This is a genomic window from Geodermatophilus sabuli (assembly GCF_900215145.1).
Classification (GTDB): Bacteria; Actinomycetota; Actinomycetes; order Mycobacteriales; family Geodermatophilaceae; genus Geodermatophilus; species Geodermatophilus sabuli.
Map to the genome: position 1 here is coordinate 235,117 of NZ_OBDO01000005.1, position 25,148 is coordinate 260,264.

Sequence of the window (25,148 nt, forward strand, 5' to 3'; positions counted from 1 at the left end):
GCCGACCACTGTCGGCCTCGTCGCTGCCCCGGTGCTGGTGACTCGCTGTGAGGTCGCTGGACGCCCCTACCGGGGGACGTCGGCCAGCAGCCGCCCGCGCGCGACCAGCTCGGTGACCGCCCACACGCCCACCACCTGCGCGGCGAGCAGACCGACGAGGACCAGCAGCTGGGCGGCGCCGGCCTCCAGCGGGCTGCCACCGCCGAGGAGGACGCCGACGAACGCACCGGGCAGGGTGACCAGACCCACGGTGCGGGTCTGGTCCAGCGGCGGCACGAGCGCGGTGGCCGCGGCGGGGCGGGCGACCTCCAGGACGGCGTCCCGGCGCAGGAACCCCAGCGCCAGGGCAGCCTCCACCTCACCGCGCCGGGAGGAGATCTCCTCCCGCATCCGGCGGCCGGCCAGGGAGGTCGCCGTCATGGCGCCGCCGATGAGGATCCCCGCGATCGGGATCACCGCCTCGCCGCGCAGCGGAACGGTGCCGCCGGCCAGCACCAGGGCGATGACCGGTGCCGCCCCGACCGCCACCGGCACGGCGGCGGTGCCCACCCGGCGGGGTGCGCCCGGAGCGCGGACGGTCAGCCCGGTGGCCCGGCCGGCCGCGGTGGCCGCCGCGACGCCCAGCATGAGCAGCACGAACGCCAGCGACAGCGGCAGCGACCCCACCACGGCCAGCAGGCCCGCGGAGACGACGCCGAGCTGGACCGTCGCCCGCAGCGCGGCCACGACCACCGGCCGGTCCTGGCGGAGTCCCGACAGCCGGCCCGCGACCGCCGCGAGGGCGGTGAGCAGGCCGAGCACCACGGCGAGCCGGGGGCCGAGGTCGACCACGGAGGAACCCACGGGCGCCGATCCTGCCCGGTGCGTCTCCGCCCGCTGGCGCGCCCGGCGGGCTCACCCCTCGGCGCCGGCCTCCTCCCGGGCGTCCGTGGCGCTCCGACGGTGCCCCGACGGGACGAGCGCCATCGGCGAGGTGCAGTGCCGCAGCAGCCACCGGTGCAGCCCGTCCATCGACCGGTGCAGCAGGCCCCCGTGCCCGGCACTCATCGTCAGCAGCGGCGTCGGACAGGCGGCCGTCAGCACCCGGCCCCCGGTGACATGGGGGAGCGGCTGGTGGGACACGCGTAGATCCGGGAAGCGTTCGGCCCATGCCGCCGCGTCGGCCGTCCAGTCCGCGTCGTCGCCGGGCCGGGTGTGCAGCACGGTCAACGGCCGGCCCGTGCGCAGGGCCTCCTCGGCGGCGAAACGGGCCACCGGTTCGTCGTCCCCCGGGTCGCCGAGCCCGAGGACGGCGACGTGCGGGCGGCTCCCGAGGGTGGACGCCCGCTGGCGGGGCACGACGACGACCGGCCGCGGTGACCGGGCGGCGACCTTCTGGGCCACCGAGGCCAGCACCATCTCGTCGGCCGCCCCGGTGGTGGAGATGCCGAGGACGAGCAGCTGGGCGTCCTCGGCGGCCCGCAGCAGCGCCGTCACGGGGGCATCGGTGACCACCTCGGTGGAGGTGGCCACGGACGGTTCGGTGTGCCGGGCGACGGTGTAGGCCTGCGCGGTGGCCCCGCGGTCGCGCGGCACGTCGGGCGCGATCGCGCCGGCGTGCACGATCCGCAGCGGGGCCCCTCGCCGGGCGGCCTCCTCCGCGGCCCAGCGGACGGCTCGCAACCCGCACTCGCTGCCGTCGGCGCCGACCACGACCGGCGGCGCGGACGTGGCATCCTCCGCCGGTTGTGGCTGGGGCAGCGTGGTGCTGGGAGTGGGTGTCGTCGCGGACACGGGCACCTCCGGAGAGCAGTCGTCCCCCGTGCTGTGTGTCCCGAGCGTCCTACCGGAGACGCCGTCAGGGAAGACCTCGGCGGCCACGGTGCGTGCAAGGTGCCAGCGGTCTGGGTAGGGGCCGCTCGGGTCGCCGCTCCGTGCGGCGGCCGCCCCTGAGTCCGGCCGGCGTCCTGGAGGCTGCCCCGTGCCCATCCGCGGAGCTCTCGCCCGTCTCGTGCTGGGGATCGGCCTCGTGGCCGGTACCGGCTTCGTGGTCGTCGGCGGCCTGGCGCTGCCCCCGACGGGGCTGGCCGCCGTGGGCATAGCCGCGGTGGTCGCCGGGTGCCTGGCCGGGGGCATCGCGCGGGAGTCCTCCGGTCAGGACCGCCGCAGGACCGTGGAGGCGGCCTGGCAGGCCGCCGTGGCGACGGTCGTGGTGCTCCTCGTGCTCTCCGGCACCGCAGCCCTCGGCGGGGCGCTGCTCACGCTCCTGGTCGCCGGGGCGGGGGTCACCGCCGGCCTGGCGGTGTGGGGGATGCGCAGTCGCACACCGGCAGGGCAGGAACGTCCCGCCGAGGCGCCGCCGGCGCCGTCGTCCCCCGTGTCGGCGATGACCACCGGCGAGCTGGGCCGGGAGTGGGTGCGGACGACGGCCGCGCTGGCCGGTCCCCTGGACGCCGCGGCGCGGCAGGTGATCGTGGCGCGCCGCCAGGAGACGCTCGACGAGCTGGAGCGCCGCGACCCGGCCGGCTTCGCCCGGTGGCTGGCGGCCGTGCCGCAGCCGGGCAGCGACCCCGCGGACCACCTCCGCCACGGCGACCCGGCCGCCTGACGCGCACTCGGGGAGCGGCGGGTCGGCCCGGGTGTCCCTGGACCCGTTCCGGGGCCTCCGCAGCGACGGCCGTGCCGCCCGTGGGTCACCCGGTCGGGAGGATGAGATCGGCTGCATTCGCGTGCACGCTGGACCGCCCTGATCCCGGTCCGGAGGTCTGCCGTGAGGCCAGCGTCGGAGGACAGCGCTCCCGTCACGGGCAGCGAACCCCGCTCGCGCCCGAAGTCCGAGGACACCGGCACAGCGGGCGGCGGTACCGCTGTGCGGGACACCTCCGGCGGGGTGATGGAGCTCGTCACGGTGCTCGTGCTGGCGGTGACGACGATCCTCACGGCGTGGTCGGCGTTCCAGGCCAGCAAGTGGGGCGGGGCCATGTCGATCGCCTTCAGCGAGGCGTCGTCGGCCCGGATCGAGGCGGCTCGCTCCGATGCCACCGGGAACGCGCGCCAGTCCAACCACATCGGGTTGTGGACCCAGTGGGTGGCCGCCCAAGGGGCGGGGGACGCTCAGCTGGGCGAGTTCCTCGTCGAACGGTTCCCCGAGCCCTTGTCGAGCGCTCACCGGGACTGGCTCGCGGCGGGCGGTGCCTCCGAGGGCGCCCCCGACTCCCCGTTCGCGATGGCGTCGTACGTCCTGCCGGAGAGACTCGAGGCCGCGGCGGCCGACGAGCGAGCGTCGGATCGGTTTGACGCGGCTCTCGTGAACAACCAGCGCAGCGACGACTACACCGTTCTCACGGTGCTCTTCGCCGCCGTCCTCTTCTTCATGGCGATGGCCGGAAGGGTGCGTGCGCGCCTCTCCCGGGGGGTGCTGCTCGGGACCGGCCTCGTCCTCGGGGCCGTCGGCGTGCTACTCCTCACCGCCTTCCCCAAGCTCGTGTGAGGACCTACCGCACCACCCGCACGGGGATCCGCCGGAGCACGTCGTCGACGCTGCGACACCGGCGGCCCAGGCCGCCGTGCAGCGCTTGGGCCCGAGCTGAACGAGGTGGCCCGCCTCGCGCGGGCCGCAGTACGAGGGCTTCACGCTGAGGCACCCGGACAGCCCGGGCCTGGACGCGTCGCTGCGCAGCTGCGCCACCGTCGAGCGAGGTTCTGCGCGCGGGGGCGCGTCCCCTCCGTGGCCCGGACGTCAACGGCGGCGAGGTCCGGATCGCCGCAGGCGACCACGGACGCCCAGGTCGACGGGTTGCCCGAAGACGGACAGGCGGAGGCCCCGACGCGCCGTGAGAGACCGGCACCGCCTGATCCGCTGGGGACGGACGGTCGGCCGGTCGTCCGGCGCAGGGTCCCTGGTGCGTTGTCCCTATCCTTGTCCCGGGACTCGTTCCCATGTACCGCCGGCGTGGCGCAACTGGTAGCGCACCCGACTTGTAATCGGGCGGTTAGGGGTTCGAGTCCCCTCGTCGGCTCACTGTTCCCGTGGCGGCGGGGGTGCCGGTCCGCACCCCCACCGCCACGGTCCGGCTCAGCGGTCGGCGTGCCCGTCGTGGCCGCCGCTCACGGCTCCGCCACCGGCCGCGCCGCCGCCCGCGACCGCGGCCTCGGCCGGTGCGGCGCCGGGCAGCGTCTCGGCCGAGGCGAACCACAGCGTCGCGTGGGCCGCGGCGTCCCCGAGCTCGCTCAGCGACTGCTCGCTCACGTTCGCGATGTCGTCGCAGGCCTGGTGGTAGCACGCGTCGTAGGCGACGCCTGCCGTGCCGCCGTACAGAGCGACCTGCGCCTCGGTCTTGATCCCCTCGGCGCCGGAGAAGAGGCCGCCTGCCGGGATCCCCACGGCGATGAACGGCCCGTAGTCCGACCGACCGCTGAACTCCGTCGGCTCCGCCGCCAGGCCCGCGGCGGCGAAGTGGTCGAGGAAGACCCGCTCGATGTCAGCGCTGCCCGGGGGGCCGGCCACGGGGGTGTCCGAGCCGTCGCCGTCGTAGACGAAGCGGGCGAAGTTCGGGCTGCCGAGCATGTCGAAGTTCAGGTTCAGGGCGATGTCGGCCCGCTCCTGCTCGGTCAGGCCCGCCACGTAGTGGGTGGAGCCGAGGAGACCGGACTCCTCCGCTCCCCAGAACGCGAAGCGGACGGCGTTGCGCGGCTGGACGTCCAGAGCCGCGAACTGCTCGGCGATCTCCAGGACGGTGGCCGACCCGCTGCCGTTGTCGTTGATGCCGGGTCCCTCGGACACCGAGTCCAGGTGGGCCCCCACGACGACGACCTCCTCGGTGCGGCCGGTCCGCGTCTCGGCGAGGTAGTTGGAGGTGGTCCGCTGCTCGGAAAGGGTGGCGGTGGTGATGTCCACGCGCACCTCACCGGCGCCGAGCAGGGTGGTCAGCTCCTCGCCGATGGCGTAGGTCGTCCCGATCACCGGGATGTCCGACCCCTCGGGGAGCGGGCCGCCGAGGGTGCCCTGCACCACCTCCGTGCGGCCCTCCTGGCCCTCGTTGAAGATGATCAGCGCGCTGGCCCCGGCGGCGGCCGCGGCGAGCGCCTTCTCCCCGAACGTGCAGGTGCCGCGCTGGACCAGCGCGATGTTGCCGGCCTGGAAGCCCGCGTAGTCCTCGGCCTGGCAGCCGGCGTTGGAGCTGTTGGGCTCCGGGGGCGGCGGGACGAGGTTGTCGGCCACGGCCTGCAGCGGCGCCGAGGCGGCGCCCGAGCCGGAGAACTGGGCGACCGCGAACTCCTCCGCGGCGTAGGCCCGCTCGGTCGGCGCCGTGCGCGCGAACGTCGCCGGGGCGGTCTGCTCGAAGTACGGGAAGGTGAACTCCTGCTCGGTCACCCGGTAGCCGGCGTCGAGCAGTCGGTCGGCCACGTAGTCGCCGGAGGCGTCGTACCCGGCGGTGCCGCTGACGCGGGTGCCGCCGTTCTCCTCCGCGATCTTCTGGAGGGCATCCAGGTGCTCGCTGACGCCCTCGACGGTGACCGCGTCGCGGAGGGCGGAGGTGTCCGGGTTGGTGGCCGCGGCGGGGGAGGCGACCAGGGCGGGGGAGACGAGAGCGAGCAGGACCGGTGCGGCCCAGCGGCGTCGGAGGTGTGGGTGCACGGGGGCTCCTCTGTCCGGGGGCGGGATCAGGAACGGCGTTCCGCAGCCCTCCAGCACCTTCTGTGACGAACATCACGCTCGTCAAACCGGCAGGTGGCCCCGGCGAGCCGTCCCCCGAGGTCAGGCCAGCCGCACCTCCCCGGCCGTCAGCACGACGTCGACGGGGGTCAGCGCGGCGGTCGCCGGGCCCTGCAGCACCCCGCCGTCGGCCGGGTCGAACGCCGAGCCGTGGCAGGGGCAGACCAGCCGGTTCCCGCGGGTGGGCCGCACCGCGCACCCCTGGTGCGGGCACTCCGCCTCGTAGGCGGCCACCGTGTCACCGGCACGGACGAGGAGCACCCGCCGCTCGCCCACGGCGAGCTCGAGGGCGCCCTCGGCGGGCACGTCGTCGACGCGGGCGAGGACGGTGCCGCTGCCCGCGTCGGCTACCTCACGCACGCCGTCCCCTCCGCACCCGGCCAGTGCCAGGGCGCCGAGTCCGGCGCCGGTGGCGGCGAGGAGGGCGCGGCGGGACGGGCAGGCGGGCGATGTCACCGGGGGATGGTCTCCCACGCGCTCCGCGGAGCCGGTCAGTCGAAGCTGCCGGCGCCGCCGCGGCGGTAGGGGGAGCGGCGCTCGAGCTGCTCCCGCTCGGCGCGCTCGGCGCGCAGCCGGGCCGCCGTCCCGGCCGGGTAACCGGCCTTCGCGACCCGGTGCTCGATGGTCTCGGTCATGAAGGCGATGGAGAAGACCAGCCCCATCAGCACCCCGCCGGCGACCGCGGAGAGCCGGTAGGCCAGCGGGACCGGCACCAGCACCAGGCAGAGCACCAGGACCGGCAGCAGCTGGACGAGGGCGCGGGTCAGGTGGCGGCGGATCCAGCCCGGTTCGGTGGTGTCGGCCAGCACCCACGGCGACAGTTCGGCGGGCAGGCCGCCGCCCAGGGCATAGCGCACCCACTGCAGCGCGGTGGGGCGGCGCTCGGTCGGACGGGTGTGCACACCTCGACGGTAGGCCGCGACGGCGTTGCCGGGGAGCCGCGACCCGGAGCACACTGCTCCCGCCGTCTCGCCCGGGGAGGTCCCGTGCACATCCGCCAGCTGCTCCGCCGCAAGGGTGCCGACGTCGCCACCGTCGAGGCGTCGGCCAGCATCCGCACGGCGCTCGCCCTGCTCGCCGAGCACCGCGTCGGCGCGCTCGTCGTCTCCGCCGACGGGCGGTCGGTCGACGGCATCGTCTCCGAGCGCGACGTGGTCCGCGCGTTGCACGAACGCGGGGCCGCGCTGCTCGCCGAACCGGTCTCCAGCGTCATGACCGCCGACGTGCACACCTGCCGCCCCGACGCCGGGGTGGAGGAACTGGCCCGCACCATGACCGACCACCGCGTCCGCCACGTGCCCGTGGTGGACGGCGAGGCGCTGGTCGGCATCGTGTCGATCGGGGACGTCGTCAAGGCGCGCCTGGACGAGCTGGAGAGCGAGCGCGCCCAGCTCGTGGACTACATCCAGACGCCCTAGTCACTCCGCCGTCGCGACCGCGCCGCGGCGTACGGTGCCCCAGTGGACGAGCGGCGCGTGGGGGTCGCCTCCGGGCTGGCCGCCTACGGCATGTGGGGGCTGTTCCCCCTGTACTTCCCCCTGCTGGAGCCCTCCGGCGGCCTGGAGATCGTGGCCCACCGGGTGCTGTGGTCGCTGGTCTTCGTCGCGGGACTGCTGACCGTCGTCCGCCGCTGGTCGCACGTCCGCGCGGCGTTCACCGACCGCCGCACGCTGCTGGTGCTGCTCGGCGCCGCGCTGCTGATCGCCGTGAACTGGCTGGTCTTCGTCTGGGCCGTCAACTCCGGTCACGTCGTGGAGACCTCGCTCGGCTACTTCATCAACCCGCTGGTCAGCGTGCTGCTGGGCGTGGTGGTCTTCAGCGAGCGGCTGCGGCCACTGCAGTGGACGGCCGTCGGCATCGCCGCGGTCGCGGTCGTGGTGCTCACCGTCGACTACGGCCGCCCGCCGTGGATCGCCCTCGCCCTGGCGAGCAGCTTCGGCCTCTACGGGCTGATGAAGAAGGTCGTGCGGGTCGAGGCGGCGCCCGGTCTGTTCGTGGAGACGGCGCTGGTCGTCGTCCCCGCGGGGGCCGTGCTCGCCGTCCTGCACGCCCAGGGCGACGGGACCGCCGGCAACGCCGGTATCGGGCACCTGCTGCTGCTCCTGAGCTCGGGGATCGCCACTGCCGTCCCGCTGCTGCTGTTCGCCGCCGCGACCCGGCGCATCCCGCTGTCGACGGTGGGGCTGCTGCAGTACGTCACCCCGCTCATGCAGCTGGCGATCGGCGTCTTCGTCAACCACGAGCCGATGCCGCCGGCACGACTGGTGGGCTTCGTCATCGTCTGGATCGCCCTCGCCGTGTTCACCGCCGACAGCCTCCGCCAGGCCCGTGCCGGCAGCCGCCGGCGGGCCGCGGAGGCGGCGGTCGCGCCGGTCTGACGGCGCGCGCTGCGGGGTGCCCCGACGCGCCCCCGGATGTCGGTGGGCGGCGCTACCGTCGAGTCCTCACCACCTCCTGCGAAGGACGTCCGATGTCTGCCGAACCAGCTCCCGCGGTCTCCCCGCCGGGGGGCGAGGTGCTGCCCCCGCCCGACCCCACACCGCCCACCACGGAGCCGCCGCCGGTCGCTGCCGGCGGCCTGACCCGGCGTGAGCACGACATGCTGGCCTTCGAGCGGCAGTGGTGGCGGCGCCCGGGCGCCAAGGAGACGGCCATCCGGGAGCGGTTCGGCCTCGCGCCGACCCGCTACTACCAGGTGCTCAACGCCCTGGTCGACCGCCCCGCCGCACTCGAGGCCGATCCGCTGCTCGTGCGGCGCCTGCGCCGGCTGCGCGCCGCACGCGGGCAGCGGCGTTCGTCCCACATCCTGGGCAACGGGGGCTCGGCCGATTAGATTTGGTGACCGTGGGCAGGCACGCCGCGTCAGGCAGTGACATGACGGACCGGGGGACCTCCCCGGTCCCCCACGGACGACGCCGTACGGACGGCCCGACACCCCCGGTGGTGGTCGAGCAGGACCTGAGCGACCACCCGACGACCCCCGGCCGCAGCCGCGCCGACCGTCGTCGTGACGGCCTGCTCGACGCGGGGGAGGACCCGGGGCGCCGCCGCCCGCCGCCGCGCCCGGTACCCCCCGCGGCCCCGCCGGCCACGGCTCCGCGCCCACCGCGCGTTCCGCCGTCGGCCGCGCCGACCGGTGGTCGGCGCGACGGCGCCCCGGTGGCCGCGCGCGGGGGCCCTGCCCCGTCGGCGGGCGCCGTTCCGGCGGGCGTGCCCGTGGCCGCCGGCCGGTCCGGGGCGGCCCCCGTCTCCGGCCGCCCCGGCGCCGCCCCCGCCGCGGCGCGCGCGGCCGCCCCCGCCCGTCCCGTTCCTCCGGTCCGCCCCCGGCCGGTGCAGCCGGCGCCGGAGACGCAGATGCGGCTGCCCCTGCCGCCGGCCGCCGCGGGACCCGCAGCTCCACCTGCCGCCCCGGCCGGTCCCCGCACCACGGTGGCGCCGTTCCAGGCCGTCCCACGGCCGGACCCGGGCTCGGAGGAGCCCGCGTCACCCGCCGAGGAGCGCGCCGGGAGCCGTCCGGCCGTCGCGCCGACCGGCCACCCCGCCCCGCCGGCTGACGCGCCGTCGCCCGCCCGCGGAGCCCGGCCGGCGCCGGCCACCGACCCCTCCGACGCCGCTCCCGGCTACCGCGACTGGACCAGCCCGTCCCGCACCCGGGACGCCGCCCCACCACCGCCCACCGAGGCCATCCCCGACCGGGACCCGGCCCGGGAGCCCGCTGCCGCGGCGTCCGCCCGGACCCCCGCGCCGGCCACCGAGGCCATCCCCGACCGCACGCCCGCCGGCCGGGACCGGGACGACGAACCGCGCGACGACCTCGGCGGCACCGATCGCGGGCGGGGCCCCGACACGGGCCCGCACACCGGCACGGACACCGGCGTGGTGGGTGGCCGGGCCGCGTTCCGCGCCGAGCGCCAGGCCGCCGAGGCCGAACGCCGCAAGGCCGCCCGTCGCAGCGGCGGGTCGACGGCGGCCCGCCTCGACGACCCGGACGGCGGGGTGCGCCGCGGCTCGGGGGTCCGCCGCGCCGCCGCGGGACTGCTCGCCGTGGCCGTCGTGGCCCTGCTCGTCCTCGGCGTCTACTCCTTCACCGGCTCGGAGCCACAGGAGGCGTCGACCGGCCGGACCACCCCGGCCACCCCGTCGTCCTCGGCGCCGCCCGCCGCGCCCAGCTCGGCCCTGCCGCCGCTGGAGGTCGCGCCGCTGCCGCCGGCCGACGGGGCGCCCGCCGCCCCGGTACGCGTCCCGGTGACGGTGCTGAACGCCACCGGCGTCACCGGCCTGGCCGCCGACGTCGCCGAGGCGCTCGGGGCCCAGGGCTGGGAGTCGCCGGGCGTCGGGCAGTACCAGGGGGGTGACGTCGCCGTCACCACCGTCTACTTCGCCGCGGGCGACGAGACCCAGCGCCAGGCCGCCGTCCAGCTGGTCGAGCAGTTCCCGCAGATCACCGGCCCCGTGGAGCGCTTCTTCGAGGTGCCCGATGCGGCTGCGCCGGGTCTCGTGGTGGTGACCACCGGCGAGTGGCGGCCCTGAGCCGTCCCGGGTCGGGCGCGCCGGGCCGGAACACCGGGACGGCACCGTCCGTTGGCCGCTCCGTGCGTCCCCTCCGCGGGCCCGCGCGTCCCCGCCCGCGCTCCGGCGCGCGCGCGACGCTCGCCGCCCTGCTCACCCCGCTGCTCTCCGGCGTGCTGCTCGTCGCCGCCCCGGCTCCGCCGGCCGCCGCGGCGGAGGACGTCGGCACCGAGGAGGCGCTGGTCTCCTCCGGGGCGGGCGCGGACGCCGTCGAGCTCGACACCACCGTGTACGTGCCGGCGTCGGCGAGCGCCGAGGACCCCGCGCCGGCCGTCGTCCTCGCCCACGGCTTCGGCGGCAGCAAGGACTCCGTCGCCGACGACGCCCGCGACCTCGCCGGCCGCGGCTACGTCGTCCTCACGTACTCCGCACGCGGGTTCGGCGCCAGCACCGGCCAGATCGGCCTCAACGACCCCCGCTTCGAGATCGCCGACCTGTCCACGCTGCTGGACCGGCTCGCCGAGCGCGACGACGTCCTCCTCGACGGGGACGGCGACCCGCGCGTCGGCGTCGCGGGCGGCTCGTACGGCGGCGCGCTGGCCCTGCTCGGCGCCGCCTACGACGACCGGGTCGACGCGATCTCCCCGCAGATCACCTGGAACTCGCTGACCACCGCGCTGTTCCCCTCGCAGGTGGGTGCCGACGACGCCGGGACGCTCGCCGCCACCCCCGCCGGCAGGGACGCCGGCGTGTTCAAGCGCGTGTGGGCCGGCCTGTTCTTCAGCATCGGCGGGGCCCCGACCGGCGGGCTGCTGCCCGGGCTGGGCGGCGACGGGCCACCGGAGAACGGCGACGCCGGCGGCGGCACCCCCACCCTGCCCCCCGTCGACCCCGCGTCGGTCGACCCGGCCGCGGTGGAGCAGCTGCTGACCTGCGGCCGGTTCCGCGCCGACATCTGCGCCGCCTACCAGACCGCCGCGGCCACCGGCACCCTGACGCCGGAGATCGCCGCGGCGCTCGACCGGAGCAGCCCCGCGACCGTCCTGGACCGCATCGACGTGCCGACCCTGCTCGTGCAGGGCACCCGCGACTCGCTGTTCGGCCTCGACCAGGCCGACGCCAACGCCCGCGGCATCGCCGCGACCGGGGCCCCCGTGAAGGTCGTCTGGTTCTCCGGCGGCCACGACGCGCAGGCCTCCGAGCGCACCACCGAGCGGCTGCGCGAGCAGGTGGCCGGCTGGTTCGACTGGCACCTGCGCGACAGTGACGATCCCATCCGGGGCACCGACCCGGGCACCGGCTTCGAGTTCCCGGAGCCGACGGGCGTGAGCAGCGGCCTGAACGTCCAGGGCGGCTCCCAGACCGTCACCGCCGCCGGCTACCCGGGCCTGGCCGGTGGGGCACCGGCCGAGCGCACGCCGGTCGCCCTGGCCGGCGGCGTCCAGCCGGTCGTCACCCCGGCCGGCGGGTCGCCGTCGGCGCTGACCACCTACCCGGGGCTGGGCGCGGTCACCGCGGCGCTCGGCGGGACGGCGATCGAGATCCCCGGCCAGGCCGCCGCCTTCGACAGCCGGCCGCTCGACGACGCGGTGGAGGTCGTCGGTGCCGCCACCGTCGAACTCGCCGTCGCCTCGCCGTCGGGCACCGCGACGCTGTTCGCCAAGCTCTACGACGTCGGCCCGGACGGCGGGATGACCCTGCCGTCGGGCCTGGTCGCCCCGCTCGCGCTGACCGGGCTGTCCGCCGACCCCACGGCGCCGACCACGGTGCCGGTGACCCTGCCAGGGATCGTGCACCGCTTCGAGGCCGGGCACACCATGCGCGTCGTCGTCTCCTCGACCGACCAGGCCTTCGCCCTGCCGGCGGAGTCGGCCGTCTACTCCGTCGCCCTCGCCGGCGGGGACGATGCAGCGCTCGCCGTCCCGCAGGTCGAGGCGCAGGCCGAGGGGGCCGGCGGCACGTCGCGGTGGTGGGTCCTGCTGGCCGTGCTGGCGGCGCTCGGCCTGCTCGGCTGGGGCGTCGCGGTGCTGTGGGGCCGCCGGCGCCGCCGCCGCGTCTCGGCCGTCGAGCCCGACGGTGAGGACGTCCCCCTGCGCTTCACCGGCGTCACCAAGGCCTACAAGGACGGCTTCGTCGCCGTCCGCGACCTCTCCTTCGAGGTGCGCCGCGGCCAGGTGCTCGGCCTGCTGGGCCCCAACGGCGCCGGCAAGACGACGTCGCTGCGGATGCTCATGGGCCTGATCCGGCCCACCGAGGGCCGGATCAGCATCTTCGGGCACGCCGCCGGGCCCGGTGCGCCGGTGCTGTCCCGGCTGGGCTCCTTCGTCGAGGGCACCGGCCTGCAACCGCACCTCTCCGGCCGGGACAACCTGCGGCTGTACTGGGCGGCGACGGGCCGGCCGGCGGAGGACGCGCACATGGACGAGGCGATCGAGGTCGCCGGCCTCGGCGCGGCCATCGACCGGCCCGTGCGTCGCTACAGCCAGGGGATGCGGCAACGGGTGGCGATCGCCCAGGCGATGCTCGGCCTGCCCGACCTGCTCGTGCTCGACGAGCCGACCAACGGGCTGGACCCGCCCCAGATCCACGCGATGCGCGAGGTACTGCGGTCCTACGCCGCGACCGGCCGCACGGTGATCGTCTCCAGCCACCTGCTCAGCGAGATCGAGCAGACCTGCAGCCACGTCGTCGTCATGGCCAAGGGGCAGAAGATCGCCCATGGCACGGTCGAGGAGATCGTCGGCGTCGGTGGCGCGGTGCTCGTCGGGCTGGCCGACGACGCCGACACCGACCGGGCGATCGCCGTCCTCGAGGGGCTGCCCGGGGTGTCGGCGGGCCGCACCGACGAGGGTCTGGTGGCCGAGCTCGACGGCACCAGCCGGGCCCGGGCGCTGCAGGCGCTCGTGGCCGAGGGCATCGAGGTCGACCAGTTCACGCCGCGCCGTCGGCTCGAGGACGCCTTCCTGGCGCTGGTGGGAGAGTCATGAGCCGAGCCGTGGACACCGGGCACGTCCAGCCGACCGGGGCGGTGGCCGGTTACCGCCCCGAGCGCACCCTGCGGCTGTCGGTCGAGCTGCGGCGGCAGTTCAAGCGGCGGCGCACCCTGGGCGTCTTCGCGCTGATGGTGGCGCTGCCGCTGATCCTGATCGCCGCCCTGCAGCTGGGTGCCAGCGAGGAGGCCGCGGAGAACAACCGGCTCAACCTGGTCGACGTCGCCACCTCGAGCGGGTTGAACTTCACCCTGTTCGTGCTGTTCGCGACGACGGGCTTCTTCCTGGTCGTCGTCTACGCGCTGTTCTTCGGCGACACCGTGGCCGCCGAGGCGCAGTGGGGGTCGCTGCGCTACACGCTGGCCACGCCGGTGCCGCGGATGCGACTGCTCCGCCAGAAGTGGTACGCGGCGCTGGTGCTCTCGGTCGGCGCGCTGCTGACCCTCGCCGTGGTCGGGCTCGTCGCCGGCGGCATCGCGTTCGGTTTCGAGGCCATCCAGACCCCGGTCGGCGTGACCCTCCCGCAGGGGGAGGGCCTGCTGCGGCTGGCCGGCATGGTCGGCTACCTCGCCGTCCACCTGCTGGTCGTGGGGACGCTGGCGTTCTGGTTCTCCACCATCACCGACGCGCCGCTGGCCGCTGTCGGGGGCGCGGTGTTCACGATGTTCGTCTTCGCGATCCTGGACCAGGTCGAGCAGCTGGGCTCGATCCGCGACTGGTTCCCGACCGCGGAGGAGTTCGCCTGGACCGACCTGCTCCAGACGCCGGTCGACTCCGGTGACCTGTTCCGCGGCGTCGTCCAGTCGTTGGTCTACGCGGCGGTGTTCACCGCCCTGGCGTTCCGCCACTTCGCCCGCCGCGACGTCACCTCGTGATCTGTCGGTTTCCGCGGAAACCGACAGATCAGAGGCAGGCGCGGACGGCCTGCGCCCAGCCCACGCCCATGGCGGCGTCGGTCACCGTCACGTTGGGGACGGCGGCCAGCCGGCCGGCCATCCCGTCGACCGTGGCCCCGTTCGCGGTGATCCACAACCGGCCCACCGCGGGTGCCATCTCCAGGTCGCTCACGCTGTCGCCGATCGCCACGGCGTCGGCGGGCGTGAGGCCCCGCCGCGCCAGGTCCCAGGCGATCGCCGCACCCTTGGAGATGCCGCGCGGCATGAGGTGGTAGACGCGCGGTGGCAGCGCCTCGGGCGCCAGGGACATCCGCGACGTCGCCGGGATCGAGCCGTTGTCGTTCAGGGTCAGCCAGCCGGCGCCCATCTCGGCCAGCTCGGCGTCCACCGCCAGCGGGTCGACCCGGCCGCGCAGCAGCGCGTCGGTCCGGTGCGTGGCGTGCCAGGGCGTGTGCCACTCCAGCCGCCCGGCGTGGCGGGCCAGCAGCTCCTCGACGACGCCGAGCCCGGCCATCACCTCCATGGGGGTGCGGCCGTCGTACTCCGGCGGCAGCCCCCCGGTGAGGTGGTGCACGCTGCGCCCGGCGTCCCAGCTGACCACCGACCCCAGCTCGGCGATCGCGCCGTCCGCGGCGAAGATCCGCGCCGCCTCCACGAGCTGCTCGAACGTCCGCCCGCTGACCAGCACCAGCGGGACCCCGGCCCGGTGCAGGTCCAGCAGGGCGGCGGCCGGGCTGTCGGTGAGCTCGCGGGTCGCCGTGTGCCAGAAGGAGCCGCGCGGACCCACCATCGTGCCGTCGAGGTCGGTGTAGAGGATGCGCACGGGGGAGGAGGCTGCCACGCACACATCGTGGTCGGCCCGGTGCGGCGTGGCTCACGTGGGTACAGTCAGTGCCGTTCCACTCATCCAGAGGGGCAGAGGGACACGGCCCGACGAAGCCCCGGCAACCGCCGCCTGCGGGATCCACGCAGCGGAAGGTGCCAATTCCGTCCCACCCGGCTCGACGGCCCGGGGTGGGGAAGATGAGGAGGTAGTCGTCGCATGACCCTGACCGCTCCCGGTTCAATCCAGGCCGACTCGACTGGTGGCCGCCCCGCCCACTCAGGGCCCACCCCGGTGAACCCCGCACGCGGCCTGGTGTGTCGCAACTGCGGCACCACGTTCGGCCTGATCGCCGAGCACGCCTGCGCCGAGTGCTTCGGCCCTCTCGAGGTCGACTACGACCCGGAGGTCATGCGCGCGGTCACCCGCGAGCAGATCGAGGCCGGCCCGCAGAACATCTGGCGCTACGTCGCGCTGCTGCCGGTGGGCCACGACCCGGCGTCCCGGGTGTCCCTGGACCCGGGTATGACGCCGCTGGTGCGCGCCGACCGGCTGGCCGCCGAGCTCGGCCTCACCGGCGGGCTGTGGGTCAAGGACGACTCCGCCAACCCCACGCACTCGTTCAAGGACCGCGTGGTCAGCCTGGCCGCCACCGCCGCCAAGGGTCTCGGCTACTCCAAGATCGCCGCCGCCTCCACGGGCAACCTGGCCAACTCCGTCGCCGCGCACGCCGCGCGGGTCGGCGTGCCCTCGTTCGTGTTCATCCCGTCGGACCTCGAGCCGGGCAAGGTCGTGCAGTCGGCCGTCTACGGCCAGACGCTGGTCGCCGTCGAGGGCTCCTACGACGACGTCAACCGGCTGACCAGCGAGCTCGCCGAGACCGACGAGTTCGAGGACACCGCCTTCGTCAACCAGAACGTGCGGCCGTACTACGCCGAGGGCTCCAAGACGGTGGGCTACGAGATCGCCGAGCAGCTCGGCTGGCGGATCCCGGCCCAGGTCGTCATCCCGATGGCATCCGGCTCGCTGCTGACCAAGGTGGACAAGGCCTTCCGCGAGCTCACCGCCGCGGGCATCGTCGAGGCCACCGAGTGGACGGTCTTCGGCGCCCAGTCCGCCGGCTGCGACCCGATCGCCACCGCCTTCGACAACGGGTGGGACGTCGTCAAGCCGGTGAAGCCGACGGGGATCGCCAAGTCGCTGAACATCGGCAACCCCGCCGACGGCCCGTACGCCCTGGACGCCATCCGGCGCACCGGTGGGTCGGTCGGCCGGGTCGGCGACGAGCAGATCGTGCAGGGCATCCGCGACCTCGCCCGCACCACGGGCGTCTTCGCCGAGACCGCCGGCGGCGTCACCGTCGCGGTGTTGCGCCAGCTGGTCGAGGACGGCCGGCTGGACCCGGCGAAGGAGACCGTCGTCCTCAACACCGGTGAGGGGCTGAAGACCCTCGACCCGCTGGAGCCGGTCGTGGGACCCACCCACGTCGTGGAGCCGTCGCTGAAGTCGGTGCGGGCCGCCGGTCTCATCGGGTGAGCGAGTAGGGTCGGAGCCGGTCCGGGTCGAGGCTGTCCCCCGATCCGGTGTGGTGTGTGCGTGAGTTTGCTCTCACCACGCCTCTTGTGTTGTACCTTCTCCCGCGGTTCCAGTTCCACGTTCGTGTTCGACGGGCGGAAGAGCTAGACCCGACGCCGGAATGGCTGGCGTCGTCCGCACGCACGAAACGTGGGAGCACACGTGGCACAGGGCACCGTGAAGTGGTTCAACGCCGAGAAGGGCTTCGGCTTCATCGCCGTCGACGGCGGCCAGGACGTCTTCGTCCACTACTCGGCCATCCAGATGGACGGGTACAAGAGCCTCGACGAGGGCCAGCGGGTCACCTTCGAGGTCGTCCAGGGCGAGAAGGGTCCGCAGGCCGACGCCGTGCGCACCGCCTGAGCTTCCTCGCACGAGCCACCGAGGCCCGGTCCCCGTTCGGGGCCGGGCCTCGGTGGTGCCAGGGGTGGCTGCCGGGGCGTCCCCGACCCCCCCGTCCTTGCACTCGGCAGGGGCGAGTGCCAAACTCGGAGCTGGCACTCGACAGTGCCGAGTGCCAATCAGGTCGGATGCGGTGAGGCGCTGGTGCGCGGGCCGACGGAGTGCCCGCACCACCGGTGTCGTCCGTCGCGGGCGCCGAACCCGGCCGTGCAGCGATCCATGCATGGAGGACATCACCACATGGCCAAGATGATCGCCTTCGAGGAAGAGGCTCGCCGCGGTCTCGAGCGGGGTATGAACACCCTCGCCGACGCCGTCAAGGTGACCCTCGGCCCCAAGGGCCGCAACGTCGTCCTCGAGAAGAAGTGGGGTGCCCCCACCATCACCAACGATGGTGTGAGCATCGCCAAGGAGATCGAGCTCGAGGACCCGTGGGAGAAGATCGGCGCCGAGCTGGTCAAGGAGGTCGCCAAGAAGACCGACGACGTCGCTGGTGACGGCACCACCACCGCCACCGTGCTGGCCCAGGCCCTCGTCCGCGAGGGGCTGCGCAACGTCGCCGCCGGCGCCAACCCGATGGCCCTGAAGAAGGGCATCGAGAAGGCCGTCGAGTCGGTCACCGAGTACCTCCTCTCGACCGCCAAGGACGTCGAGACCAAGGAGCAGATCGCCGCCACCGCGTCGATCTCCGCCGCTGACCCCGCGATCGGTGAGCTCATCGCCGAGGCGATGGACAAGGTCGGCAAGGAAGGCGTCATCACCGTCGAGGAGAGCAACACCTTCGGCCTCGAGCTCGAGCTCACCGAGGGCATGCGCTTCGACAAGGGCTACATCTCGCCCTACTTCGTCACCGACGCCGAGCGCATGGAGGCCGTCCTCGACGACCCGTACGTGCTCGTCGTCAACAGCAAGATCAGCTCCGTCAAGGACCTCCTCCCGCTGCTGGAGAAGGTCATGCAGTCGGGCAAGCCGCTGGCGATCATCGCCGAGGACGTCGAGGGCGAGGCCCTGGCGACCCTGGTGGTCAACAAGATCCGCGGGACCTTCAAGTCCCTCGCGGTGAAGGCCCCCGGCTTCGGTGACCGCCGCAAGGCCATGCTGACCGACATCGCCATCCTCACCGGTGGCCAGGTCATCAGCGAGGAGGTCGGCCTCAAGCTGGAGTCCGCCGGCGTCGAACTGCTCGGCCGCGCCCGCAAGGTCGTCGTCACCAAGGACGAGACGACGATCGTCGAGGGTGCCGGCGACAGCGACCAGATCGCCGGCCGGGTCAACCAGATCCGCGCCGAGATCGAGAAGTCGGACTCCGACTACGACCGCGAGAAGCTGCAGGAGCGCCTGGCCAAGCTGGCCGGTGGCGTCGCCGTCATCAAGGCCGGCGCCGCGACCGAGGTCGAGCTCAAGGAGCGCAAGCACCGCATCGAGGACGCAGTGCGCAACGCCAAGGCCGCCGTCGAGGAGGGCATCGTCGCCGGTGGTGGCGTCGCCCTGGCGCAGGCCACCGCCGTCGCGTTCGACAAGCTCGAGCTCGAGGGCGACGAGGCCACCGGTGCCAACATCGTGCGCGTCGCGCTCGAGGCGCCGCTGAAGCAGATCGCCGTCAACGCCGGCCTCGAGGGTGGCGTCGTCGCGGAGAAGGTGCGCAACTCCGACACCGGCTGGGGCCTCAACGCCGCCACCGGCGAGTACGTGGACCTGGTCGCCAACGGGATCATCGACCCCGCCAAGGTGACCCGCTCGGCGCTGCAGAACGCCGCTTCCATCGCGGCGCTGTTCCTCACCACCGAGGCCGTCATCGCCGACAAGCCGGAGAAGTCCGCTCCGGCCATGCCGGGTGGCGACGGCGGCATGGGCGGCATGGACTTCTGATGAAGGACCCCGTCCTCCCCACCCCTCGCTAGCTCGGGGCGGGCCCGGGACGGGGCCGTTCCAGTCCGTCACCTGCAGGGGCGGTCCCGCACTCCGCGGGGCCGCCCCTGTCGGCGTGTGTGCCCTCTCTGCGCCGCCGAGATCGGCGATCTCGTCACCTGTGGGGCCGGGAACCGCCGAGATCGGCGATCTCGGCGCCGGCGGGGGTCGCCTCAGCCCTCGTCGGCGAAGCAGCAGAACTCGTTGCCCTCCGGGTCGGCGAGCACGTCCCACGCCACCTCGTCGTCCTTGGCCCGCAGCAGGGTGGCGCCCGCAGCCAGCAGGGCCGCGGTGTCCCCGACGACGTCGAGGTGCATGCGGTTCTTGACCGTCTTGGGCTCGGGCACCGGGTTGAGCCAGATGACCGGTCCGCTGCCCGCCGGGTCGGCGATCGGCACGGGCCACTCCGCCGGCCGCGGCGCCTGGTAGTCCCCGGGCTGCAGGTCGGTCAGGCGCACGTATCCGAGGGCGGCGCACCACCAGTCGGCCTGCGCCTGGTGGTCGACGGCGTCGAGGCAGAAGTCCTTCACGCGGGCGGGTGCGTCGGCCATGACCGCGCAGGGTAGGCGGCTGTCCGTGGCCGTGGTGATCGGGACGTCGGGGTGGCAGTACCGCGACTGGCGGGGCCGCTTCTACCCGCAGCGGCTGCCGCAGCGGCTGTGGCTGGAGCACTACGCCGAGCACTTCGCCATGGTGGAGAGCAACAACGCCTTCTACCGGCTGCCCGAGCTGACCACGTTCGAGGCGTGGCGGACCCGCACGCCCGCCGACTTCCGCTGGGCCGTCAAGGCCAGCCGGTTCCTCACCCACGTCAAGCGGCTGCGCGAACCGGAGGAGCCGGTCGCCCGGCTGATGGGCCGCGCCGCCGGGCTGGGGGAGCGGCTGGACGTCGTCCTGCTGCAGCTGCCGCCCACCCTGCAGGCCGATCCCGAGCTGCTGCGGACCTGCCTCGCGCAGTTCCCGGCCGGCACCCGGGTCGCCGTCGAGCCGCGGCACGTCAGCTGGTGGACCGACGAGGTCCGCGCTCTGCTCGAGCGGTACGGCGCCGCGCTGTGCTGGGCCGACCGCGACGAGCAACCGGTCGCGCCGCTGTGGCGCACCGCGGTCTGGGGCTACCTGCGGTTCCACACCGGGACGGCGCAGCCGTGGCCGCGCTACCGGCCGGAGACCCTGCGGCTCTGGGCCGAGCGGCTGGCCGCGACCTGGGGACCGGAGGAGGACGTGCTCGTCTACTTCAACAACGACCCGGGCGGTGCGGCGGTCATCGACGCCGTCGCCTTCGCCGAGGCGGTGCGCGCCACCGGCCGGACGCCGACCCGCGTGCCCACGCTCGACCAGGCGACCGGGCTGGCCTGGGCCGCCGCGTGAGCGGAGTCGCTCGGTGCCGGGAACCGATCCCCGGCGACCCCGGTCAGAGGACGGCGGGGTCCTCGGCGTGCCGGATGCCCAGCTGGTCGGCCGCCTGCCCGAGCACCGCCTGCACCGCCAGCGTGTCGGCCAGCGGCATGACCGCGCTCTCGGTGCGGCCGGCCCGCAGGCACTCGGTCACCTCGACCAGTTCGTGCGCGTAGCCGGTGCCGGTCTGGGGGCGGGTGATCGTCTCCGGTGCGGTGCCGGCGCGGTGCAGCACGATCGTCTGCGGGTGGTGGAAGCGGGGGAGGACGTCGATCCAGCCGGTCGTCCCGAACACGCGGGCCTGCCCGGGCGTCGGGTACCGCAGCGAGGTCGTGAGCGTCGCGGAGCGCCCGTCGTCGTAGCCCAGCAGGATCGAGGCCTCGGCGTCGGCCCCGGTGGGGAACAGCGAGCCGGCGACGTGCACCGTGTCGGGGGCGCCGAGCAGCATCTGGGCGAAGGACACCACGTAGACGCCGAGGTCGAGCAGCGCGCCGCCGCCGAGCTCCAGGGCGAACAGCCGGTCCAGCGGGTCGTAGTCGCGGGCCACGCCCAGGTCGGCCTGCACCGAGCGCACCTCCCCGATCGCGCCGTCGGCCACCAGCTCCCGCAGCCGCACGACCGCCGGCTGGAACCGCGTCCACATCGCCTCCATGACGAAGACGCCGCGCTCCCGGGCTCGGTCGATCACCTCCGTGGCCCCCGGCGTGGTGGCGGTGAACGCCTTCTCCACCAGCAGGGCCCTGCCCGCGTCGAGGGCGGCCAGCGCGACGGCGTGGTGCTGCGGGTGGGGCGTGGCGACGTAGAGGACGTCGACGTCCGGGTCGGCCAGGATGTCGGCGTAGGAGCCGTGGGCCCGCGCGAGCCCGTGCCGCTGCGCGAACGCCGCCGCCCGCTCGGCCGACCGCGAGGCGACCGCGACCGGCCGGGCGCCGGGGACGTGCGCGAAGTCGCCCATCACGCTCTCGGCGATGCGGCCCGGCCCCACGATGCCCCAGCGGATCTCCTCGGTCACCCGGGCGACGCTAGCCGGGCCAGGGGAGACTCGCGCCGTGGCCGTGCTGATCGACACCCCCGTGTGGCCCTGGCGCGGCCGGCTGTGGTCGCACCTGGTCAGCGACGTCTCCTACGACGAGTTGCACGCCTTCGTCGCCGCCGAGCTGGGCATCCCGCGGCGGGCGTTCCAGGGCGACCACTACGACGTCCCCGCGGACCTCTACGACGTCGCGGTCGCCGCTGGCGCCCAGCCGGTCGGCTGCCGCGAGCTGCTCGGCCGGCTGCGCGGTGCCGGCCTGCGACTCAAGAAGACCCGGCCCGCCGCCTCAGCAGGGTGAGCTCGGCGGTCAGGTTGGCCCGGGCGCGCGGCGTCCACTGCGCGGCCACGGCGGGCAGCCGGTAGAGCGCCGGCAGCGCGAGCAGGTGCTCCAGGACGGCGGTCCGCCCCGCGGTGAACTCCTCGTCGGAGAGGTGCTGGTACTCCTCGCGCACCGCCGAGGCGTAGGCGGCGTAGGACTCCGGCGGGCCGGCCAGCACCGCGAGGTCGGCGTCGCAGAGCACCGCGCCGTTCGCGTCGGCCGGTGCGGGGTCGTGCCCGGCGGTCAGCAGGACCAACCGGACCACCTCCTCGACGCGCTCCTCCGGCACCAGCCCGCGCAGGCCGGCGCGGGCGCGCTCGGCGCTGACCTGCTCGTTGTCCGGCCGGCGCGGGTCGTAGACGACGTCGTGGTACCAGGCGGCCAGCCGCACGGCGTCCGGGTCGGCGGCGGCGCCGGCCAGCTCCCCGACCAGCCCGAGGACCGCGGCCAGGTGCGCGAGGTCGTGGTACCGGCGGTGCGGCTGGCTCCACGCGGCCACGACGGCGGCCCACTCGGTGCGCGAGGTGGGGGAGTCGCCGGCCAGCTGCGCCCACGCCTCGAAGCCGACGAGGCTCATGCCACCCCGCAGGTGCGCAGCGTCAGCAGCGCGAACGCCCGCGCCGCGGTGAGCAGCTGGTCGATCGGCACCCGTTCCAGCGGACCGTGCGCGAGGTGCAGGTCGCCGGGGCCGTAGAGCAGCGTGGGGATGCCCGCGGCGGCGTACAGCCGCAGGTCGGTGCCGGCGGGGACGGCCCGCTCGGGCGGCTCACCGGTGCCGGTGTCGCCGACCGCCCGGCGGACGGCGGACAGCAGCGGGTGCCCGGCCGGCAGGGCGCCGCTGGCGAAGGCCCCACCGGTCCAGGTCAGCCCGACCGGGTGCTCGGCCAGCCACGGGTCCGCGGCGCAGAGGGCCGCCAGGCGCTCCTCGAACGCGGCCCGCGCCTCGGCCACCGGCTCGCCCAGCCGGACGCCGTAGCGACCGTCGGCGACCAGCCGGTCGGGGACCGAGCTGGCCCAGTCGCCGGCCCGGAGCCGGCCGATGTTGATGCCGTACGGGAACCGGGCCCCGTCGAACCGCGGATCGGCGTCGACCTGCCGCTCCGCCTCGAACCCGCGCAGCCCGGCGTGCACCGCGGCGAACAGCTCCACTGCGCTGACGCCCCGGTCGCGGTGCGCGGCGTGTGCGGCGTGGCCGACGACCTCCAGCCGGAAGGTCAGGGCCCCGGCGTGGGCGGTGACCACCGCGCCGGCGGTCGGCTCGGGGATGACGCACACATCGCCGCGGTGGCCCCGCTGCAGCGTGGCCCACGCGCCCAGGCCGCCGTCCTCCTCGCCGACGACGGCGTGCACGGCCACGGGCCGCGCCAGCCGCACGCCCGCCGTCCGGACGGCGGCCAGGGCGGCGAGGGAGGCGACGACGCCGGCCTTCATGTCGCAGGACCCGCGCCCGTGCACCGCGCCGCCGGCGACGTGCGGGTCGAACGGGTCCCGCGGCCACCGGGCCGGGTCCCCGGGCGGGACGACGTCGGTGTGGCCGGAGAAGACCAGCGCCGGCACCCCGTCCTCGGCGGCCGGCGCGGTGCCGACGACGCCCCAGGCCTCGGTGCGGTCGACCTCCTGCCCGGGGGCGTCCGGGACGGTCGCGGCGGCGGTGAGGTCGATCGGCCACCGGTCGACGTCGCAGTCGAGCTCCTCCAGCCAGCCGGCGACCAGGTGCTGGACGTCGCACTCCGCAGCCGTGCCCCCGATCGAGGGGACGGCGACCAGCGCGCGCAGCCGGTCGACCGACCACTGCTCGTCGACGGCGGCGAGGACGCGGGCCTCCGCGTCGGTCAGGTCGGCCACGTCGCGGAGTCTGGCACGCGACCAGTACGCGGCCCGGTGGACACCGTGCCGGTACCGGACCCCGGCCGCCCCGACCGATCCGGGCCGGCCCGTGTGAGCCGGCTCGGGCGGGGGTAGCCTCGAGAGCGTCCGGGCCGGGTGCATCGTGCCCCCGGGTGCCATTTGGTTACCGCCTTCACGGACCACCGCCCCGACTCCGGTCGGGGGCCTGGAGCCGTGTTGTGCATCTCGCCGCGAGGCGGCCGTCATCCGGTCCGGACCTCGACCCCGACAGCCCCCGTCCTCCGTGGACGGGGGCTGTCGCGTTCGACGTGCCACCCGCGCGCGCCCCGCTTACCGTGACTGACGCCATCCAGACCGCGCGAGACCCCCGGGAGTCCCCATGGCCGGCACGGCCCAGCACGGGAGCGGCACGACCGTCGACGAGCGACACCGGTTGCCGGTCAAGACCCTCGTCTCGGCCAGCATCGGCAACGCCGTCGAGTGGTTCGACTGGACGGTCTACGCGACCTTCGTCGTCTACTTCGCCGGCCAGTTCTTCCCCTCCGAGAACGAGGCGCTGGCCCTGATCGGGGCGACGTCGACGTACGCCCTGGCCTTCTTCTTCCGGCCGCTGGGCGGCATCCTCCTCGGCCGGTTCGCCGACCTGCGCGGTCGCAAGGCCGGGATGCTGCTGACCATCCTGTTGATGGCCGGCGGCTCGATGGTCATCGCGATCCTGCCGACGTACGAGCAGGTGGGCTGGCTGGCGCCGGTCCTGCTGCTGCTCGCGCGCATCGCCCAGGGCATGTCGCTGGGCGGAGAGGTCTCCAACGCGTCGGCCTACCTCGGTGAGATCGCGCCGCCGGCGCATCGGGGCCGGTACTCGTCGTTCTTCTACATCTCGACCGGCTCGGCGCTGCTGCTCGCCTCACTGCTCGGCGTCCTGCTGACGCGGGTCCTCGACGAGCAGCAGCTGCAGGACTACGGCTGGCGGATCGCGTTCTTCATCGGCGGCCTGCTCGGCCTGATCGGCATGTGGCTGCGCCGGTCGCTGGTCGAGACCGAGCAGTTCGAGGAGAGCGCGGAGAAGGCGCGGGCGACCAAGCACCCGCTGCTGCAGACGATCAAGCACCACCCGAAGGCCGTCATCCAGCTGTGCTCGTTCACGCTGCTGTCGACCCTGTCGTACTACACGTTCTTCAGCGCCCTGACGCCGTTCGCGATCTCGTTCCGGGACGCCGACGACAACGACGTCTTCCTCGCGCTCTCGATCGGCACGGCCCTGTTCGTGGCGCTGTGCTACCCGTTCGGGGCCCTGTCGGACCGGTTCGGGCGCAAGCCACAGATGCTCGTCTGGTCCGGCGGGTACGCGGTGCTCATCGTGCCGCTGTCGTTCCTGGTGCAGGACAACCTGTTCTCGCTGATCGTCGTCTTCTGCGTCGGGCTCGGGCTGTACGCGCTCCTCGCGTCCATCGCGCCGGCGATCATGAGCGAGCTGTTCCCCACCGAGCTGCGGGCCACCGGCATCGGGGCCTGGTACAACCTCACGGTCGCCCTGTTCGGCGGCACGGCGCCGCTGGTCATCACCGCGCTGTCCGAGGCCGGCCACCCGCTGTGGTTCTTCTGGTACGTGGCGATCGCCGCGGCGTTCGCGTTCGCCGTCATCCTCACCCTCACGGAGACCAAGGGCACCGAGCTGAAGTGACCTGAGGGGCCTCAGGCCGCGGTCGGGCGCGCAGGACTGCCCGACCACCCGATGCCCGGCGCCGCACCTCA

Annotated in this window: 24 protein-coding genes, 1 tRNA gene and 1 riboswitch; of the genes, 15 read left to right on the forward strand and 10 right to left on the reverse strand. The window is 74.8% G+C overall.

Going from position 1 to position 25,148, the window contains the following annotated elements:
• Window positions 1–66: 66 nt before the first annotated feature.
• Window positions 67–843: an ABC transporter permease gene (locus CRP39_RS13445; protein ID WP_097206873.1), complete on the reverse strand. Its 777-nt coding sequence runs from the start codon at window positions 841–843 to the stop codon at window positions 67–69.
• Between the two features lie 51 nt (window positions 844–894).
• Complete coding sequence (locus CRP39_RS13450) at window positions 895–1,773, reverse strand: universal stress protein (protein WP_097206874.1); 879 nt, start codon at window positions 1,771–1,773, stop codon at window positions 895–897.
• Between the two features lie 187 nt (window positions 1,774–1,960).
• Between CRP39_RS13450 and CRP39_RS13455 the strand changes: the two genes are divergently transcribed.
• The 3 genes from CRP39_RS13455 (at window position 1,961) to CRP39_RS13465 (ending at window position 3,998) form a co-directional block, all read left to right on the forward strand.
• The gene (locus tag CRP39_RS13455) at window positions 1,961–2,587 is read left to right on the forward strand and encodes a hypothetical protein (protein WP_143426634.1); all 627 of its coding nucleotides are present in this window, start codon (window positions 1,961–1,963) and stop codon (window positions 2,585–2,587) included.
• Window positions 2,588–2,848: 261 nt separating this feature from the next.
• On the forward strand, window positions 2,849–3,469 hold the full coding sequence (locus CRP39_RS13460) for a hypothetical protein (protein ID WP_097206876.1): 621 nt from the start codon (window positions 2,849–2,851) through the stop codon (window positions 3,467–3,469).
• A gap of 456 nt (window positions 3,470–3,925) precedes the next feature.
• Window positions 3,926–3,998, forward strand: a tRNA-Thr gene (locus tag CRP39_RS13465).
• Window positions 3,999–4,054: 56 nt separating this feature from the next.
• Here CRP39_RS13465 and CRP39_RS13470 read toward each other — a convergent pair.
• The 3 genes from CRP39_RS13470 to CRP39_RS13480 form a co-directional block, all read right to left on the reverse strand.
• Entirely contained in the window at window positions 4,055–5,617 is a 1,563-nt protein-coding gene (locus CRP39_RS13470) for a M20/M25/M40 family metallo-hydrolase (protein WP_216359727.1), read from the reverse strand.
• A gap of 120 nt (window positions 5,618–5,737) precedes the next feature.
• The gene (locus CRP39_RS13475; protein WP_216359728.1) at window positions 5,738–6,151 is read right to left on the reverse strand and encodes a Rieske (2Fe-2S) protein; all 414 of its coding nucleotides are present in this window, start codon (window positions 6,149–6,151) and stop codon (window positions 5,738–5,740) included.
• A gap of 35 nt (window positions 6,152–6,186) precedes the next feature.
• Window positions 6,187–6,597, reverse strand: a complete 411-nt coding sequence (locus CRP39_RS13480) for a DUF5313 family protein (RefSeq protein ID WP_097207037.1) — start codon at window positions 6,595–6,597, stop codon at window positions 6,187–6,189.
• Between the two features lie 84 nt (window positions 6,598–6,681).
• Between CRP39_RS13480 and CRP39_RS13485 the strand changes: the two genes are divergently transcribed.
• The 6 genes from CRP39_RS13485 (at window position 6,682) to CRP39_RS13510 (ending at window position 14,069) form a co-directional block, all read left to right on the forward strand.
• A complete protein-coding gene (locus tag CRP39_RS13485) occupies window positions 6,682–7,113 on the forward strand; it encodes a CBS domain-containing protein (RefSeq protein WP_097206877.1) in 432 nt (143 codons plus the stop codon).
• A gap of 42 nt (window positions 7,114–7,155) precedes the next feature.
• A complete protein-coding gene (gene rarD, locus CRP39_RS13490; RefSeq protein ID WP_097206878.1) occupies window positions 7,156–8,073 on the forward strand; it encodes an EamA family transporter RarD in 918 nt (305 codons plus the stop codon).
• A gap of 92 nt (window positions 8,074–8,165) precedes the next feature.
• Window positions 8,166–8,528: a DUF3263 domain-containing protein gene (locus tag CRP39_RS13495; RefSeq protein WP_097206879.1), complete on the forward strand. Its 363-nt coding sequence runs from the start codon at window positions 8,166–8,168 to the stop codon at window positions 8,526–8,528.
• Between the two features lie 521 nt (window positions 8,529–9,049).
• Window positions 9,050–10,225, forward strand: coding sequence for a LytR C-terminal domain-containing protein (locus CRP39_RS13500; protein WP_143426635.1), 1,176 nt, complete (start codon window positions 9,050–9,052; stop codon window positions 10,223–10,225).
• A 62-nt stretch (window positions 10,226–10,287) separates the two neighbouring features.
• On the forward strand, window positions 10,288–13,191 hold the full coding sequence (locus tag CRP39_RS13505; RefSeq protein ID WP_097207038.1) for an alpha/beta fold hydrolase: 2,904 nt from the start codon (window positions 10,288–10,290) through the stop codon (window positions 13,189–13,191).
• Complete coding sequence (locus CRP39_RS13510; protein WP_097206881.1) at window positions 13,188–14,069, forward strand: ABC transporter permease; 882 nt, start codon at window positions 13,188–13,190, stop codon at window positions 14,067–14,069. The genes CRP39_RS13505 and CRP39_RS13510 overlap by 4 nt, the downstream gene beginning before the upstream one ends.
• A 28-nt stretch (window positions 14,070–14,097) precedes the next feature.
• On the opposite strand, the gene CRP39_RS13515 is transcribed toward CRP39_RS13510, so the two are convergent.
• A complete protein-coding gene (locus CRP39_RS13515) occupies window positions 14,098–14,931 on the reverse strand; it encodes an HAD family hydrolase (protein ID WP_245853844.1) in 834 nt (277 codons plus the stop codon).
• A 59-nt stretch (window positions 14,932–14,990) separates the two neighbouring features.
• A riboswitch (SAM riboswitch) is annotated at window positions 14,991–15,120 on the forward strand.
• Between the two features lie 87 nt (window positions 15,121–15,207).
• On the opposite strand from CRP39_RS13515, the gene thrC reads away from it, so the two are divergent.
• From thrC to groL, 3 genes are all read left to right on the forward strand, one after another.
• On the forward strand, window positions 15,208–16,449 hold the full coding sequence (thrC, locus tag CRP39_RS13520; RefSeq protein WP_097206882.1) for a threonine synthase: 1,242 nt from the start codon (window positions 15,208–15,210) through the stop codon (window positions 16,447–16,449).
• A 201-nt stretch (window positions 16,450–16,650) separates the two neighbouring features.
• Entirely contained in the window at window positions 16,651–16,851 is a 201-nt protein-coding gene (locus tag CRP39_RS13525; protein ID WP_091109274.1) for a cold-shock protein, read from the forward strand.
• Between the two features lie 279 nt (window positions 16,852–17,130).
• On the forward strand, window positions 17,131–18,759 hold the full coding sequence (gene groL, locus CRP39_RS13530) for a chaperonin GroEL (RefSeq protein WP_097206883.1): 1,629 nt from the start codon (window positions 17,131–17,133) through the stop codon (window positions 18,757–18,759).
• Between the two features lie 212 nt (window positions 18,760–18,971).
• On the opposite strand, the gene CRP39_RS13535 is transcribed toward groL, so the two are convergent.
• Window positions 18,972–19,349 carry a VOC family protein gene (locus tag CRP39_RS13535; protein ID WP_097206884.1) on the reverse strand — a complete coding sequence of 126 codons (378 nt, stop codon included), beginning with the start codon at window positions 19,347–19,349 and terminating at the stop codon, window positions 18,972–18,974.
• Between CRP39_RS13535 and CRP39_RS13540 the strand changes: the two genes are divergently transcribed.
• Window positions 19,348–20,166: a DUF72 domain-containing protein gene (locus tag CRP39_RS13540; RefSeq protein WP_221200616.1), complete on the forward strand. Its 819-nt coding sequence runs from the start codon at window positions 19,348–19,350 to the stop codon at window positions 20,164–20,166. The genes CRP39_RS13535 and CRP39_RS13540 overlap by 2 nt on opposite strands.
• Before the next feature lie 43 nt (window positions 20,167–20,209).
• On the opposite strand, the gene CRP39_RS13545 is transcribed toward CRP39_RS13540, so the two are convergent.
• Window positions 20,210–21,205 (reverse strand): Gfo/Idh/MocA family protein, encoded by a 996-nt coding sequence (locus tag CRP39_RS13545; protein WP_097206886.1) that lies wholly within the window; start codon window positions 21,203–21,205, stop codon window positions 20,210–20,212.
• A gap of 37 nt (window positions 21,206–21,242) precedes the next feature.
• On the opposite strand from CRP39_RS13545, the gene CRP39_RS13550 reads away from it, so the two are divergent.
• A complete protein-coding gene (locus CRP39_RS13550) occupies window positions 21,243–21,524 on the forward strand; it encodes a DUF4031 domain-containing protein (protein ID WP_097206887.1) in 282 nt (93 codons plus the stop codon).
• Here the strand turns inward: CRP39_RS13550 and CRP39_RS13555 are convergent.
• Window positions 21,490–22,122, reverse strand: a complete 633-nt coding sequence (locus tag CRP39_RS13555; protein ID WP_097206888.1) for an HD domain-containing protein — start codon at window positions 22,120–22,122, stop codon at window positions 21,490–21,492. The genes CRP39_RS13550 and CRP39_RS13555 overlap by 35 nt on opposite strands.
• A complete protein-coding gene (locus tag CRP39_RS13560; RefSeq protein ID WP_097206889.1) occupies window positions 22,119–23,390 on the reverse strand; it encodes an ArgE/DapE family deacylase in 1,272 nt (423 codons plus the stop codon). The genes CRP39_RS13555 and CRP39_RS13560 overlap by 4 nt, the downstream gene beginning before the upstream one ends.
• Before the next feature lie 382 nt (window positions 23,391–23,772).
• On the opposite strand from CRP39_RS13560, the gene CRP39_RS13565 reads away from it, so the two are divergent.
• Window positions 23,773–25,077 carry an MFS transporter gene (locus tag CRP39_RS13565; RefSeq protein WP_097206890.1) on the forward strand — a complete coding sequence of 435 codons (1,305 nt, stop codon included), beginning with the start codon at window positions 23,773–23,775 and terminating at the stop codon, window positions 25,075–25,077.
• The last annotated feature ends 71 nt before the right edge of the window (window positions 25,078–25,148 follow it).